We start from the raw sequence: 14,433 nt of genomic DNA on the forward strand, positions 1-14,433 counted from the left end.
CTGGAAGATGGAGGATTAATATGAAAAATATAATAAAAGGAGTAATTGCTTTTGTGGCAGTTATTGTAATAGGTATAACCGTATCAGTTATAATGAAGCCGAGGGATAAGGCGGTTACCGTGATGGGCGCAGTAGGAGGCGGTAAGGAAAACTTTCTTGCAGACCCGGATATTTTGGCAATTTTACATGATAAATACAATATAAACTTGAAGGTTGACAACTGGAGCAATAACAAGCTTATTAAGGATACTATAGAAACAAAGGAAAAAAAGGACTATGATTTTGTTTTTTTCAGTGACGAAAGATTTTATGAATATTATAAAAGACCTGCAGCTGCCGACGAGGCTCCAAGGCTAAAAACACTAAAATCCAATATTGTCCTATCAACTCCCATAGTGATTTACAGCTGGGACACCATATGTGATACTCTAATATCAAATGGTTTAGTGGAAAAAATTCAGGATACTTACTACATTGTTGATATGCCGGCGGTTTTGTCATACATTGAAAACAATACAAAATGGTCGGATATAGGCATAAAGGACATATACGGTAAAATTAATATTGCCAGCACAGATCCGGTGACATCCTCACCTGGTACAACATACTACGGCTTGCTGGCATCAATTATGAACGAAGGATATGTGGATGAAAGCAATATTGACAATGTACTTCCAAAACTCAAGGATTTTTACAAGCTTTCAGGCTTTATGAACAATACTCCCGCCGATTTATTTGACTTGTATCTTAGAATGGGAAAGGGTGCTTATCCTATGATAGTGGATTATGAAAAATCCATTATTGATTTTGCCAATAACAATCCTGACGGCTTTAATAAGGTCAAGGACAAGGTAAGAATACTGTATCCGAATCCAACTATATGGAATTCTCATTGTATAATGAGCTTTTCAGAGAATGGCACATCCTATGTGGATGCTTTGGCTGACCCGGAAATTCAGAAAATTGCATGGGAAAAATACGGCTTCAGAACCGGTGTGGTAGGCGGCGAATACGATGTTAATTCAGTGCCAGTAAAAGGAATTCCTCAGGAAATAACCTCCGCAACAAAGGGGTTGCAGAAAGAAATTTATGATAAAATAATTGAAGCACTTAAAAATTAATAATAAAATTATTAATAATATAAAGGAGACTGAAAATGGAAGGAATTAGATTAGATTTTGGAAATGAAGTACAAACATTACCTGAAAAAAATCAAACCGAAGAAGGCGGTATGAGCCTGGCATCTTTAACCCCCCAGGAACAGAAGCAGGTTTTGGAGTTTGTAGAAAAAATTGATGTTACAGACAGCAACTCTATTGTTACATATGGTTCTGGTGCGCAAACGAAGCTTGCAAAGTTTGCGGACGATACATTGAAAAATGTTAAAACAAAGGACTCTGGTGAGGCGGGCAAGTTGCTTTCTGACCTAGTTGTTACCATAAAAAATTTTGATTACATAGGCGAAAACAAGGGCTTTTTAGGCAATCTGTTCGGAAAGGCAAAAAATGAAATTGACAAGTTGATTGCTCGCTACAGCGATGTTGAAGTAAATATTGACAAAATAACCAATATGCTGCAATCTCACCGTCATACCATGCTTAAGGACATCGCCATGTATGATGAAATGTATAAAACAAATTTGGATTATTTCAAAGAGCTTACCATGTACATTGTAGCAGGTAAGGAAAAAATTAAAGAAATGAACGAAAAAGTAATCCCAGAGCTAAGAGAACAGGCTACTAAATCAGGTGACGAAGCAGAGGCTCAAAAGCTGAATGATTTGGTTAATGCGGTAAATCGCTTTGAAAAGAAGGTTTATGACCTGCAGCTAAGCCGTCAGATATCACTTCAAATGGGACCGCAGATACGCTTAATTCAAAACAACGACGCCCAGCTGGCTGACAAAATACAATCTTCAATTGTAAATTCCATACCTCTATGGAAAAACCAGATGGTTATATCCCTAGGTCTTGAAAATGCAAAGGCTGCTCTTGCTGCCCAGACAAAGGTTACAGACATGACAAACGAGCTTTTAAAGAAAAATTCCGAAATGCTTAAAGCAGGTACTCTGGATGTGGCCAAGGAAAGCGAGAGGGGAATCGTGTCCATGGAAACAATAAAAAAGGTAAATCAGGATTTAATTGAAACAATTAACCAAGTACTTGAAATACAGAAAAAGGGTAAGGAAGAAAGGCTAGCCGCCGAGTCAGAGCTGATTACAATAGAATCAGAGCTTAAGCAAACTCTCGTAGCTATAAGATAGTAGACAATGAAAAATGAAGATATATTGTAAAGGGGTGAATAAATTTGAGTAAGAAAGTGGTTAATATTATATTTGTTATTGGAATAATTGGAATAATTTTTATGGGTATTTGGACAATTTCTTTAACTAAATCACTAGATACTGCAACGGGCATGAAAAGAGCAAGTAAAGGTATGAGTAGCAATCAAATTTGGAATGATAAATTTGATTCTGCAAAGAAACAAAGGAACATAGCAATTAGTGGACTTATTGTATCAGTAATATTATTTGGTTCAGGTACATATTTGAAGTACTCTAAATCAGAAGATAAGAATGGAGACTTAATTTCAGAAATTAATAAAGTTAATGATTCAACACAAATAAATGCATCTGATAAACTTGTTGATCTGAAAAAGATGTTTGATAATGGATTAATAACGCAAGAAGAATACGATAGTAAACGTAAAGAAATATTAGACAAAATATAAATAAAGCAAGAAACAGAAGGATGAAAAACAGGCTCTGCGTCAAGTGTGAACTGACCCCAAAATGTTGGACAATAATTTATTAGGCGACTTGGATATGGTATAATAAAGTAGACACATAGTTAAGAGAATATTGTGAAAGGTGGTCTGCTTTATGGCAAGAAAGAGCTTTGATAAAGCATTTAAAATTGCTGCAGTAAAACTGGTTCTTGAAGATGGCATGTCTGTTTCAGAAGTTTCGAAAGAACTTTCCATTCATTATAATTCTTTATATCGTTGGATAAGTGAATATGAAGAATACGGAGAAAGTGCGTTTCCTGGACATGGAACCGCACTTTATTCATATCAATACGAAATCAAAAAACTAAAACAAGAGAACCTGGAACTTCGCAAGGAGCTAGAACTATTAAAAAAATTCCGGGCCTTCTTGAAGAAAAAGAATACATAAGATTCCGTTATATCAAAGAGCATCAAGATTCTTTAAACATCAAGAAGGCTTGTAAAATCTTAAATGTATCAAGAGCTGGTTATTATAAGTTCTTAAATCATAAGCAATCGAAAAGAGACATTGAAAATCAAGTACTTAGCGAAGAGATTAAACGAATTTTTGAAGAACATAAAGGTCGATATGGTTCTTTACGTATAGCCAAGGTGTTGACCCAGAAAGGCCTGAACGTTAATCGGAAGCGGATTTCCAGGCTTATGCGACTTATGGGGCTTTGCCCAAAAGGCTCACGTTATCGTTACAAAAAATATAATCAGGCTAATACACCAGAACATCCAAATCTATTAAATCAAGTATTCAAGTCCAATACCAAAAATCAGATATGGGTAGGTGATATTACCTATGTGCCAACTAAGAAAAGGACTTTATATTTGGCAGTGTTTATCGACGTTTTTTCAAGAAAAGTTGTTGGGTGGGCAATGGATACAAAAATGAAAGGCCAACTGGTTATCAATGCGTTTAATCAAGCATATGGAAAAGAGCAGCCTAAGCCGGGCCTTATTGTCCATACGGATCAGGGGACACAATATACCAGTGGAAACTTTCAGTCTCTTCTAAAAGCACGAAAAAGTATTCATAGTGAAAGTAGAAAAGGAAATCCCTATGATAATGCTCTCATGGAATCGTTTTATAGGACTATAAAAAGAGAGCTTATTCAGGATGCTCATTATGAGACTCCTGAACAAGCTCAAGATGATATTTTTAAATACATTGAATTATATTACAATACTAAGCGGATTCATTCTGCTCTTGGGTATATAACTCCTTCTCAATTTGAAGAACAAAATTCATAAAATCCACTTAACTTTATGTCTACTAAACCTTGACAACTCTAACCTCCAATGTTATTTTTTGTCTAACATTTCGGGTGCAGTTCAGTGTTGGGGTAAGGTTCCTTTGGAACCCGCCTAAATACTAGATGCAGGGCTGTTTTTGTGTTTTGATTCTAAAAATTTATTTTTGGGCAGGCGAAATAGACCTCGTGCCAGTCTGTTTTTATTTAATTACAAGAGTGTAAAATACGTGTACGAAAACGTTCAAAGTTTCGAATACCGTAGGATATACGCTTTAAAACTTTAATATAAGGCTGCCACATGTCACAAACAAAGTATTTTACACGATATCGCTCATTACGATTCATCTCGCGAAAATAGGCTGAAAGATGTGCTTGCGTACGATCAGGGAGGATATCCATAATGGAAGGTTGTTTAGGATTCACGATGATGTATTGATATTTTCCAGTCTCAGCATTGCCTTTAAATTCATCAATAGATATCGCCTCCTTTAAGGAAGGACAAGAGTAATGAATGGTATTAGGGATTCTTGGTGTTACTTGTTAAGTTGATTGAACCGCCGTGTACCGAACGGTACTCACGGTGGTGTGAGAGGTCGGAAATTTCTCAGTTAGGGAAATTTCCTCCTACTCGATTGTCTAAAAATCATTTGTGCAGGATGTGTAAGCCTTCGGGATGATTACTGTATGGTTTCCCGGTTAGCCAGTATGCTGTTCCGATATTTCAAGGGCGTAATCTGAAGGTGATTCTTAAAATGTTTGTTGAAGGAGGAGGCATCTCTGAAACCGCAGGAGTATGCTATCTCGGACACGGAAAGATCGGATTCCAGTAGCAGCTGCCGGGCGATTTTGATGCGGTACTGGATCAGATATTTCTGTGGAGACAGGGAAGTGGCATTGATAAACAGTTTATAGAGATAGGTACGGTCTATGCAAAGGAATTTTGCAATGTCGGCAACACGGATATCATAGGTATAATTATTGTGGATGTAATCCACAGCCCTGGTAATATAATTTTCATAGACAATCCCTGAGGGTGCTTGTTCAGGACGACAGATATGGGAGAAGCAGCGGTAAAGCAAGCTGAGATAGAGCAGCTCATTTCCCTGGCGCTCGGTGAAAGCAAGGATTAAAGAGGACAGATCCTTCCATAGCATGCCGTTGCTGTAGTCCTTTAGAATCAGACTGGTATGGGAAAGGCCGCTTACTTTTAATAGGTTGGGTACATCATACCCATCAAAGCCGATCCAGCAATATTCCCAGGGATTCTGGTCATCAGCGCAGTACAGGGTTGTGACTCCCGGATGGATTAAAAAGCCCTCCCCTTCTCCTACATGATATACTGACCCATTCACATGATAAGTGCCCTGCCCATGTAAAACAAAATGGATTAAATAATGAGGGCGGATGGCAGGACCAAAGGAATGGGATGGTTTGCATTGTTCATGACCGCAATGATATAGTACCAGAGGCCTTCCGGGGATATTATTATTGTCTTGTACTGGTAATGGTTTCATGATACTTCCTCCTTCTGCACGATGGCGGTTACAGATAACGGATGATTTGGTTGACCAACATATTTTTGATTGCAAAATCAACATAATGACAATTTTACGAAACAAATGACATAGATTACAGCATAATTACATTATATAATAGACAGTAGCATATTACAAATAATAAGGAGAAAAAATCATGGTTAAAATAACTTTTCTAGGTGCCGGAAGTACGGTATTTGCAAGGAATGTTCTGGGAGACTGTATGTGTACGCCAAGTCTTTGCCAGGCGGAGATTGCTCTTTATGATATTGATGCCAATCGGTTGGAGGAATCGGAAATCATACTAAAGGCAATCAACAAAAATGTTAATTTATCAAGAGCACAGATTAAAACCTATCTGGGAGTGGAGCAGAGAAAAGAGGCCCTTAGGAATGCGGATTTCGTAATTAATGCAATCCAGGTGGGAGGTTATGATCCCTGTACCATTATGGATTTTGAGATTCCCAAGAAATACGGCCTGAGACAGACCATTGGGGATACTTTGGGAATCGGAGGAATTATGCGGGGGCTTCGAACAATCCCGGTGATGAGGGATTTTGCAAGGGATATGGAGGAAGTATGTCCGGACACCCTGTTCTTGAATTATACGAATCCAATGGCAATACTGACTGGATATATGCAAAGATATACAAAGATCCGTACCGTCGGTTTATGTCATAGTGTCCAGGTATGTTCCGAGACCCTGCTAAAGGGACTGGATATGGAAGATAAGCTGGAGGGCCGCAGTGAATTGATTGCGGGCATCAACCATATGTCATGGCTTCTGGAGATCAGAGACAGGGATGGAAAGGATCTGTATCCGGAGATCAAGGAGCGTGCCCTGAAGAAGAATGCAGGCGAGAAGCATAATGACATGGTGCGTTATGAATATATTAAGCACCTTGGTTATTATTGCACAGAATCCAGCGAGCACAATGCGGAATACAATCCCTTCTTTATTAAGTCAAAATATCCGGAGTTGATTGAACGGTTTAATATTCCGCTGGATGAGTATCCAAGAAGATGTATTAAACAGATCGAGGGCTGGGAGAACGAGAAGAATAACATTCTTCAGAATGGAAAGATCACTCATGAGCGGTCCCACGAGTATGCTTCCTATATCATGGAAGCGGTTGTAACGAATCAACCGATTAAAATCGGCGGTAATGTATTAAATACCGGACTGATTGATAATCTTCCTGCGGATTCTTGTGTGGAGGTTCCCTGTCTTGTAGATGCCCGGGGAATTCATCCCTGTCATGTGGGTAGATTGCCAGTGCAGCTGGCGGCGATGAATATGACGAATGTCAATGTCCAGCTGATGGCCATTGAAGCGGCGCATACGAAGAAGCGTGAGAATATCTATCAGGCAGCGATGCTGGACCCTCATACCTGTGCTGAGCTATCCATCGACGATATCGTTGCTATGTGCGATGAATTAATTGAAGCTCATGGAGAATATATGAAGGATTATTTATAATTGACAAAAGAGTGAGCCAGGTTTTTCGCCAGAAAAAGAAGTGCACTCAGAGATGAGTGCTATTTGATGCTTTTGGTAACCTTTTTACATAAACATAAACTTAATATAAAGTATATAATATACTTAGCAAGACAGCCGGAGGATAGACATTACCTATTCGTCTCGGTGCAAAGTTATTAAATTATTAAAATAGTCGTCCTAAACTTTATCAGTTTTTTGGAGACTGTTTCAAATTCTGTATTTTAGATATTTTGGAGCCTTAATTATTCTAATAAATCCATGAAATGCAGTAAAGGCTGGAACCCTTTCCTTGACTGCATTTCATGGATTTTTGTGCGTCATCATTAAGCCCCAAATGAGATGTTCTGTAAAAAGAGTTTACACGAAACTATAAACAGACCCATTTTTCGCAATCTTTAACGAGTGTAATGACTGCATAAGCATAATGTTTCACGCTTGTATTCCTGTTGGATCCTGTCCATCGCTACCCGCACAAACTGCTTTTCATGCTCCGGAATGTAGCGGTGAAATCCCGTAATTCTTCCAAGACAAGCTGATCCAACTGGCTCTCCCGAATAAAGTGGAAGTTATTAACTTTTGACTGATGGCCGCCAGATGATTTTTCATTTACACTATAATATAGGAACCCAATATTCGATATTGCTATTACCATCTTTATCTAGAATCTCTCCATATTTAGCAAAATCATATTTGGCATTTTCATTTAATTGGCAGGTTGATTGAGGAAACCACTCTTTGTATATATAATCAACAATCGGCTGTAAAGAATCTTGATTGCGTCCTCTAAAAGAAAATACCATGTATCTGCTAGGTAACAATTCTTTTGTTTCCATCCCTTTGGGAATTTCTGAAAAATTGGATACCGTTGCCGCTGCATAATAATCAAAACCAGGCTGCTCGTTTTCATAAGAATAATTAACGTAATCGTTAAGTCCAATAAGAAAGTTCTCATCTACGCGACTTCGTATTTTCTTTTTATTTGAGTGAAGTTTTCTCCAACACTTTCCTATAACAGAAAAACCTTTTTGTGTATCTGCCTTATATCCGACTAACAATAGTCTGTCTATTTCTACTTCCTTAATCTCCATAACCATATCTCCTCTTAAATGTTTCTTGCCATCTACCGTGAATTTCAATTGCAAAGGATAAAATTTTTTTTTCTTTCTCAATGCTTGCGGAGTGCAATTAAATAGTGCCTTAAAGGCTACTGAAAACGATTGTTGTGTTTCATATCCCGCTAACAATGCGATGTGTATAATAGATTGATTAGTAAAAATAAGTAGTCTTGCTGATTCGGTCAACCGCCGCCTTTGTACATACGAATGAATAGGTAAACCCACAATACTAGTAAACATTCTATGAATGTGATATTTTGAATATCCAACTTCATTTGCTATGCTTTCTAAATCCAGCTTATCTTCTAGGTGGGTTTCAATATAATCGACTATCCTCGCTATATTTAGTAAATTATATTCCAAGTTTACACCTCCTAAAACTATTATAAAATAAGTTAGTAAATCATTTTTCACATTTCTTGCTATTTTTAATTATACATTTTGTCTGTTGGTTGTCTATCTCCTTCTTTTAGTATTCGGTTACTTCCTTATGCACCCTGACCATTAACACCATGCTTTCCGACAAAAAGATGTTTTATTCTAAAGTGGAATTGCAAGGGTAATGAGATTGTAGACAAAAATAAAACAAAGTTAAGTTTGGCGTTCAACAGTTAGCCTTAGTAGTTTTTAACGATACATTACAATGGGTAAATATTGCTTGTAAAAATGATATTGCAGGAGGAAAAAATGGGATTATTTTCACTAAGTACCCATCAAACTATCATTTTTTAGGGTTGCTGTTAAAGAAGATCATGGCAACGTTGGTAAAATTACTTGTATTCGTCAATGAAGTTTTACATCAGGACATTTTTGGACTCATCTAAAACACTTTTACCTATCATTATCACTTTTTATGATATAATATACGCAACTAAAACGGACATAATATGTATGTGACAGTTGGTTGTATCCTTTACGATTTAAGGGTAATATTGAATAAACGAGGTGTGAAAAGTATGAATAGTTCTAATAATAACATTTCCGCAAATCTGCGTTATCTACGAAACCGCCGCCGTTTGTCCCAAGAGGAAGTCGCCGAGCAAGTTGGCGTTACGCGGCAGGCTGTGGCAAAGTGGGAGAAAGGGGATTCTCTGCCGGATATTCTCAACTGTGAAGCGTTGGCAGATTTATTTGATGTATCCCTGAATGATTTGGTGCGCTATGACCCGGAACAGGAGGGGGTTCCGATTGGCCCTAAAAACAAACATATCTTTGGCACGGTAACCATAGGCGAAAGAGGGCAAATCGTATTACCTAAAAAAGCCCGGGACACACTAAAGCTTAAAACCGGCGATACGCTGGTTGTTCTGGGAGATAGCAGCCCTGTAAGTGCCGGAATTGCACTCGTAAGCAGTGATACTTTTCTGCGGATGACCGGGGAGGTTTCTAATGTTTTTTTCAAAGGTAAGGAGGATAAATTATGAATGCATTATCCGTGCAAGGTATAACGAAACATTATTCAAGTTTTACATTGTGTGATATTACGTTTTTCCTGCCACAGGGCAGAATTATGGGGTTGATTGGGAAAAATGGTGCAGGAAAGACCACCACCTTAAAGTCCATGCTGAATCTGGTGCGTCCGGACAGTGGAATAATTGAAATGTTTGGCCGTAACTTTATGGAAAATGAAGAAGTTTGCAAGCAAAACATAGGTGTGGTTTTAGGTGAGATTGATTTCTACAAGCATAAAAAGTTGGCCGTTATTACGGCGGTCACAAAGCGTTTTTACCAGAACTGGGATGAGGAAGCCTATCAAAAATATTTGGAGGTTTTTGGCCTGGACCCGCAAAAACGTGTAAAAGAGCTTTCCTCCGGCATGAAAGTTAAATATATGTTGGCTCTTGCACTATCCCATCATGCCAAGCTGTTGATTTTAGATGAGCCCACAAGCGGGCTTGATCCAGTATCTCGCGACGATTTGCTGGGGTTATTTCGGCAACTTGTGAAAGACGGGGAAAGAAGCATTCTTTTTTCTACCCACATAATATCGGATTTGGAAAAGTGTGCCGATGATATTACTTATATCAAGGATGGTAAACTTCTAAAAAGCGCTGAAAAATCCGTCTTTATCCAGTCCTTCCAAAGTCTGAAAGAGCCGGGTGAAATTAGAGAACTGTCTTTAGAAGAGATAATGCTGCGCACCGAAAGGAGACACTATGATATTTAATCTTCTATACAAGGAATTACGGCTGGCCGCCCATCCGAATCTTTATATCTTTACATTGCTTGGAGTGCTGGTTATAGTTCCGGCGTATCCTTATGGCATGGTATTTCTATTCGGTTGCCTTGCTCCGTATCTTACTTTCATGTATGGCCGGGAAACAAACGATATTTACTATACCGCTTTGCTGCCAGTGCAAAAAAGGGATACAGTGAAAGCCAAGTGCCTGCTTATGGTTTTGGCCCAAATGACGCAACTGCTTATTTCTCTACCTTTTGCCGTACTGCGCGTTCATGTTTTGCCCAATGGTAATCCGGCTGGTATTGAAGCAAATTTGGCCTACTATGGTTTTGGACTGATGATATATGCAATTTTCAATGTAATTTTGCTGACTCAGTTTTTCAAAACAGCTTATAAAGTGGATAAGGCGTTCCTTCTGGCTATCATACCGGCTTCTATTGCAGTGATTATCATGGAGGTACTTGTTCATTTTCCAGGGTTTAAATGGCTTGACAGCGTTGCGCCGGACATGATGTTGCGGCAACTGCCCATACTAGCTGTTGGCATAATAGTATATAGTATCGGAATGATAACTGCTTACCGGGTTTCTGTAAAGCGTTTTGAGCAGGTTGATCTATAAATTTTTGCCTGCATTAAAGTGCAATCTATTGTACTAATAACAGTATAACAAAAGGTAAAAAGATTTATTGGTTTCAAAGCAAAGACCCCCAGACAGTAATAGTTGTGATAGTATAACATATAAAATTAAACAGCTAAACTTAAGGAAGAAGGTTTAAAATATTAAGGAAAAAAATATTCTTTTAAAAGTTAGTTACTATCATAATTATAAACTGGGGAGATACATTTCGCATATGTTCTAAATAAAAAAACTAAATAGATCGGTTGGTGTCTTTATTCGGCTATTGACATAGAAATATCATTCATTTATAATAGGTACGGAGTATTTGATTCAGGATATTAAAAAGTATTAGTTTTAGTGTGGATTAAGGAAAATATAGTAAAATAAATACTTGGAGAGATTCTGATAATTAGTAAATGAATTACCGATTCGAAATCGAGATGTCCAGAACTGGGCATGTGAATTCGAATCCAACTTCTTCCGTCATGGGGCATTAGCGCAGTTGGGAGCGCACCACACTGGCAGTGTGGGGGTCAGGGGTTCAAGTCCCCTATGCTCCATTTTTTTAGTTAAATAAAATCAAGGGTTATAGAGATAAAGATCGGCACTCAGAAATGAGTGCCATTTTGATACTTTGAAATCTATTAAAAGAATGAACTTTATATATGTTGGCAGTAGGTGACCAATATAATAATCTTGCATATACTAAAGTATATATTAAAGTTATGGAAATGGAATTATTTATGGATAATTTTCAAGTTGGTGACCCGAGAAGGGAAAACGAAAGACGAGATATGCGGGAAAGACGAGATATGAGGGATATGAGGGACATGCGAGATATGAGAAATATGAGAGAGATGAGAGAAGAATTTAATAGAAGAATGGAATTTGACAGAAGACACGAAATGGAAAGAAGAGAAGAATTCGACAGAAGACATGATTTCGACTTAAGATTTCCTTTTTGGTGGTTTTTCTTATAATAAAGAAAAAGTAATCACTAATTCAGAAGCTACCAACTATTGATATAGTTAGTAGCTTTTTTAATATCCAATATTACACAATATGCAACATACGAATTATGAAACATATCATAATAACAAGAAAAAATATAGGTGTTTCTATGTTAAGTGAAAGATATACAGTTTCTCTTTTTGGAATTGATTCCAAATATTATACCAATGAATATGTTGCATATCTGTGGGAACAAAGTGCAAATAGTGAGTATGAGAATAGCGGAATATTTGTAACAGCTTTAATAGATATTAACAGGTTGGTATGTGGTGAAATTAGAGGGTGCGTGTTAGGAGAAACAGCGCATGTAATAACAAGTACAAGAAATCCTGCAGAAGTTCAAAGTGAGGAAGAATATTACACTGCATTTATAAATGTGGTGAGCGAAGTAAGACAGAGAATTGGAAACCCCAATATGACTCTAATTATAGAGAGGGTTGAATTTTATTTTTTTACTCAGCCATGATTTGAAAGCAGAAAGGCAAATTTGGTATGTGGGTTAGGTGGTAATGAAAATGCAAAATTCTGGTTAAGTATTCTGAATGAAATAAAGAACCTACATATAGATAGCAAAATTATTTACTGGGCTTGACAGATAAAGCAGTTTTTTGTGATTATCATATAAACTACCAACATTCGATATGCTTTGGTTAATAGCTTTTTATTAAATAATAATTATGAAAAGTAGACGACATGTTCACAAATTATGCAGCTAAAATTATTTAGCAGGTATTACTGCAATAAAGAGGAGGAGCCAGCAGGCAATTCCTGCTGGCTATTTATGAAAAAGGAAGTAACTATGTAGAACTCTATTAACTTATTGTATCGTTCATATATGTACTATATTTGAATGGTTATTAAAAAGTTTATGAACAGTTAAAATAAAAGTAGTACGAGATAGGCACTTACCCCCCGGAAGTGCCTTCCTTATGCAAAGAAAAAGGTGGAATAAAGAGAGGTTTGAGCAAGACCAGCCGCAATGTTTTTGTGTTTCCCCTTATTACCATTTTTAGATAAAACAGGTATACGTATTTTCTTTTGTTTGTTATAATAATAACATTATTTAATATGCAATAAGGCAAATTTTTAACCCTCTAAAAGAAACTTTAATTAGGTATCAACCGTAATTTTTGAAAGGAACTTGCAAGCAAGGAAAGGGAACCATGAATAACGCAGGATGCATCCAACTAAATATTGATGAGGCTATTAATAAATACTCCGATTTGGTCTACAAATTAGCATATTGCCGCACAAAGAATAAATATGACGCGGAAGATATATTTCAAGACGTGTTTTTGCAATTAGTTAAGTATCAACTAACGTTTACTGGGGAAGAACACTTAAAAGCGTGGCTAATCAAAGTTACAATCAATTGCTGTAATAAGTACTTTTTAAGTTTAAAAAACAGGCCCTATGAGTTAATACCGGAAGATCTGGTATATCTTACTCCTGAAGAATCCGAAGTTTATCAAGCTGTGTTATCATTGCAAAAAAAATACAGGACTGTTATTCACTTATTTTACTATGAGGAATTAACGATCAAACAAATATCAGATGTATTAGGAAAAAAAGAAGGTACAATTAAGTCACTCTTATCCAGAGGCAGAAACCTTCTTAAAATGAAACTATTAGATGGTTTTAGTGAGGAGAGTGATATACATGTTAGAAAAATATAAAAGTGCAATGAAGAAAATGGATATTCCCAAAGAATTAATTGAAAAGACTTCTGAGAAGATGATACAACAGCAAAAGTTATTAGAGCAGACAAATAGGAATAAAAAGAAGCCTTATTTATATCTTTCTTTCGCTTGTTCTTTTATTCTTATTATTGCTATTTTTTATACAATACATAACAAATCCAATGATAGTATCATATTAACAGAATTAATACCGAATGGAACCATACAGACCGTCAATGTCAATGATGGGATATTATACTTTAACAATCTCTCAGAAGAGGCTGATAATATAAAAGTTAATCAAAACTTTGGTATCCCTGACTCTTTGAAAAAAGAATGGACAAAAGAAGAATATATGTCCTATTTAGGGAAAAAAATTGAATTATCTTATCTTCCGGATGGATTTATTATGGAAAAAGAGTCGATTCACGTTTACAAAAATAAGGAAGGTATTATCAAATCAGATGAATATTATGCAGCATATACTGCCAATGAAAATCAAAGAATCGAATTATCTGTCAGAAAAGGAAAACTTCCAAGTAAATCTTACCAAGGTTTGGCTAAAGAGTCAGAAATAAAGCAAACTAAACTTTCCATTGTGTATATAGAAGGCTTGAATAGTTATCAGGCACAGTTTTTATTAGATGACATTGGCTATTATTTATCGGTAGAAAATATAACTCAGGAAGAGTTTATAAAAATTCTTTATTCTTTTTTTTATTAAATGCAACCTTTTCATATTTTTTATACTATTCCTATATAG

The 14,433-nt window shown here is 36.7% G+C and carries 14 protein-coding genes, 1 tRNA gene and 1 pseudogene; 13 read left to right on the forward strand and 3 right to left on the reverse strand.

What is annotated here, in order from left to right; translation table 11 throughout:
• Positions 1 to 20: 20 nt before the first annotated feature.
• The 4 genes from BM183_RS03520 (at position 21) to BM183_RS03535 (ending at position 4,026) form a co-directional block, all read left to right on the forward strand.
• Complete coding sequence (locus BM183_RS03520) at positions 21 to 1,121, forward strand: hypothetical protein (protein ID WP_091684430.1); 1,101 nt, start codon at positions 21 to 23, stop codon at positions 1,119 to 1,121.
• Positions 1,122 to 1,156: 35 nt separating this feature from the next.
• Entirely contained in the window at positions 1,157 to 2,263 is a 1,107-nt protein-coding gene (locus BM183_RS03525; protein WP_091684431.1) for a toxic anion resistance protein, read from the forward strand.
• A gap of 44 nt (positions 2,264 to 2,307) precedes the next feature.
• Positions 2,308 to 2,730, forward strand: a complete 423-nt coding sequence (locus tag BM183_RS03530) for an SHOCT domain-containing protein (protein ID WP_091684433.1) — start codon at positions 2,308 to 2,310, stop codon at positions 2,728 to 2,730.
• Between the two features lie 151 nt (positions 2,731 to 2,881).
• A protein-coding gene (locus BM183_RS03535) for an IS3 family transposase (RefSeq protein ID WP_139221473.1) occupies positions 2,882 to 4,026 on the forward strand; the annotation gives its coding sequence in 2 pieces (ribosomal slippage) (positions 2,882 to 3,143 and positions 3,143 to 4,026; 1,146 coding nt in all).
• A gap of 206 nt (positions 4,027 to 4,232) precedes the next feature.
• Here the strand turns inward: BM183_RS03535 and BM183_RS21445 are convergent.
• Positions 4,233 to 4,556, reverse strand: a pseudogene (locus BM183_RS21445) (transposase); the annotation flags it as partial.
• A gap of 149 nt (positions 4,557 to 4,705) precedes the next feature.
• A complete protein-coding gene (locus tag BM183_RS03545; RefSeq protein ID WP_091684434.1) occupies positions 4,706 to 5,542 on the reverse strand; it encodes an AraC family transcriptional regulator in 837 nt (278 codons plus the stop codon).
• A gap of 178 nt (positions 5,543 to 5,720) precedes the next feature.
• Here BM183_RS03545 and melA point away from each other — a divergent pair, with 178 nt between their 5' ends.
• Entirely contained in the window at positions 5,721 to 7,043 is a 1,323-nt protein-coding gene (gene melA, locus BM183_RS03550) for an alpha-glucosidase/alpha-galactosidase (protein WP_091684436.1), read from the forward strand.
• A 632-nt stretch (positions 7,044 to 7,675) separates the two neighbouring features.
• Here melA and BM183_RS03555 read toward each other — a convergent pair.
• Positions 7,676 to 8,542 carry an AraC family transcriptional regulator gene (locus BM183_RS03555; protein ID WP_091684437.1) on the reverse strand — a complete coding sequence of 289 codons (867 nt, stop codon included), beginning with the start codon at positions 8,540 to 8,542 and terminating at the stop codon, positions 7,676 to 7,678.
• Positions 8,543 to 9,135: 593 nt separating this feature from the next.
• Between BM183_RS03555 and BM183_RS03560 the strand changes: the two genes are divergently transcribed.
• From BM183_RS03560 to BM183_RS03595, 8 genes are all read left to right on the forward strand, one after another.
• Complete coding sequence (locus tag BM183_RS03560) at positions 9,136 to 9,603, forward strand: helix-turn-helix domain-containing protein (RefSeq protein WP_091684439.1); 468 nt, start codon at positions 9,136 to 9,138, stop codon at positions 9,601 to 9,603.
• Positions 9,600 to 10,346, forward strand: a complete 747-nt coding sequence (locus tag BM183_RS03565) for an ABC transporter ATP-binding protein (protein ID WP_091684441.1) — start codon at positions 9,600 to 9,602, stop codon at positions 10,344 to 10,346. The genes BM183_RS03560 and BM183_RS03565 overlap by 4 nt, the downstream gene beginning before the upstream one ends.
• Entirely contained in the window at positions 10,336 to 10,980 is a 645-nt protein-coding gene (locus BM183_RS03570; RefSeq protein ID WP_091684442.1) for an ABC-2 transporter permease, read from the forward strand. Before BM183_RS03565 ends, BM183_RS03570 begins: the two co-directional genes overlap by 11 nt.
• Before the next feature lie 487 nt (positions 10,981 to 11,467).
• A tRNA-Ala gene (locus BM183_RS03575) sits at positions 11,468 to 11,540 on the forward strand.
• A 105-nt stretch (positions 11,541 to 11,645) separates the two neighbouring features.
• Positions 11,646 to 11,960 (forward strand): hypothetical protein, encoded by a 315-nt coding sequence (locus tag BM183_RS03580; protein ID WP_091684444.1) that lies wholly within the window; start codon positions 11,646 to 11,648, stop codon positions 11,958 to 11,960.
• Positions 11,961 to 12,100: 140 nt separating this feature from the next.
• The gene (locus BM183_RS03585; protein ID WP_091684446.1) at positions 12,101 to 12,457 is read left to right on the forward strand and encodes a hypothetical protein; all 357 of its coding nucleotides are present in this window, start codon (positions 12,101 to 12,103) and stop codon (positions 12,455 to 12,457) included.
• Between the two features lie 697 nt (positions 12,458 to 13,154).
• Positions 13,155 to 13,667 (forward strand): RNA polymerase sigma factor, encoded by a 513-nt coding sequence (locus BM183_RS03590; protein ID WP_091684448.1) that lies wholly within the window; start codon positions 13,155 to 13,157, stop codon positions 13,665 to 13,667.
• Positions 13,651 to 14,394, forward strand: a complete 744-nt coding sequence (locus BM183_RS03595; RefSeq protein ID WP_091684449.1) for a hypothetical protein — start codon at positions 13,651 to 13,653, stop codon at positions 14,392 to 14,394. Before BM183_RS03590 ends, BM183_RS03595 begins: the two co-directional genes overlap by 17 nt.
• The last annotated feature ends 39 nt before the right edge of the window (positions 14,395 to 14,433 follow it).

The organism is Anaerocolumna aminovalerica, assembly GCF_900115365.1.
Taxonomy (GTDB): domain Bacteria; phylum Bacillota; class Clostridia; order Lachnospirales; family Lachnospiraceae; genus Anaerocolumna; species Anaerocolumna aminovalerica.

Coding starts and splice junctions, on each gene's coding strand:
- BM183_RS03570 (WP_091684442.1), top strand. CDS start 10,336: ATGATATTTAATCTTCTATACAAGGAATTACGGCTGGCCGCCCATCCG.
- BM183_RS03565 (WP_091684441.1), top strand. CDS start 9,600: ATGAATGCATTATCCGTGCAAGGTATAACGAAACATTATTCAAGTTTT.
- BM183_RS03520 (WP_091684430.1), top strand. CDS start 21: ATGAAAAATATAATAAAAGGAGTAATTGCTTTTGTGGCAGTTATTGTA.
- BM183_RS03545 (WP_091684434.1), bottom strand. CDS start 5,542: ATGAAACCATTACCAGTACAAGACAATAATAATATCCCCGGAAGGCCT.
- BM183_RS03580 (WP_091684444.1), top strand. CDS start 11,646: ATGTTGGCAGTAGGTGACCAATATAATAATCTTGCATATACTAAAGTA.
- BM183_RS03585 (WP_091684446.1), top strand. CDS start 12,101: ATGTTAAGTGAAAGATATACAGTTTCTCTTTTTGGAATTGATTCCAAA.
- BM183_RS03595 (WP_091684449.1), top strand. CDS start 13,651: ATGTTAGAAAAATATAAAAGTGCAATGAAGAAAATGGATATTCCCAAA.
- BM183_RS03525 (WP_091684431.1), top strand. CDS start 1,157: ATGGAAGGAATTAGATTAGATTTTGGAAATGAAGTACAAACATTACCT.
- melA (WP_091684436.1), top strand. CDS start 5,721: ATGGTTAAAATAACTTTTCTAGGTGCCGGAAGTACGGTATTTGCAAGG.
- BM183_RS03560 (WP_091684439.1), top strand. CDS start 9,136: ATGAATAGTTCTAATAATAACATTTCCGCAAATCTGCGTTATCTACGA.
- BM183_RS03590 (WP_091684448.1), top strand. CDS start 13,155: ATGAATAACGCAGGATGCATCCAACTAAATATTGATGAGGCTATTAAT.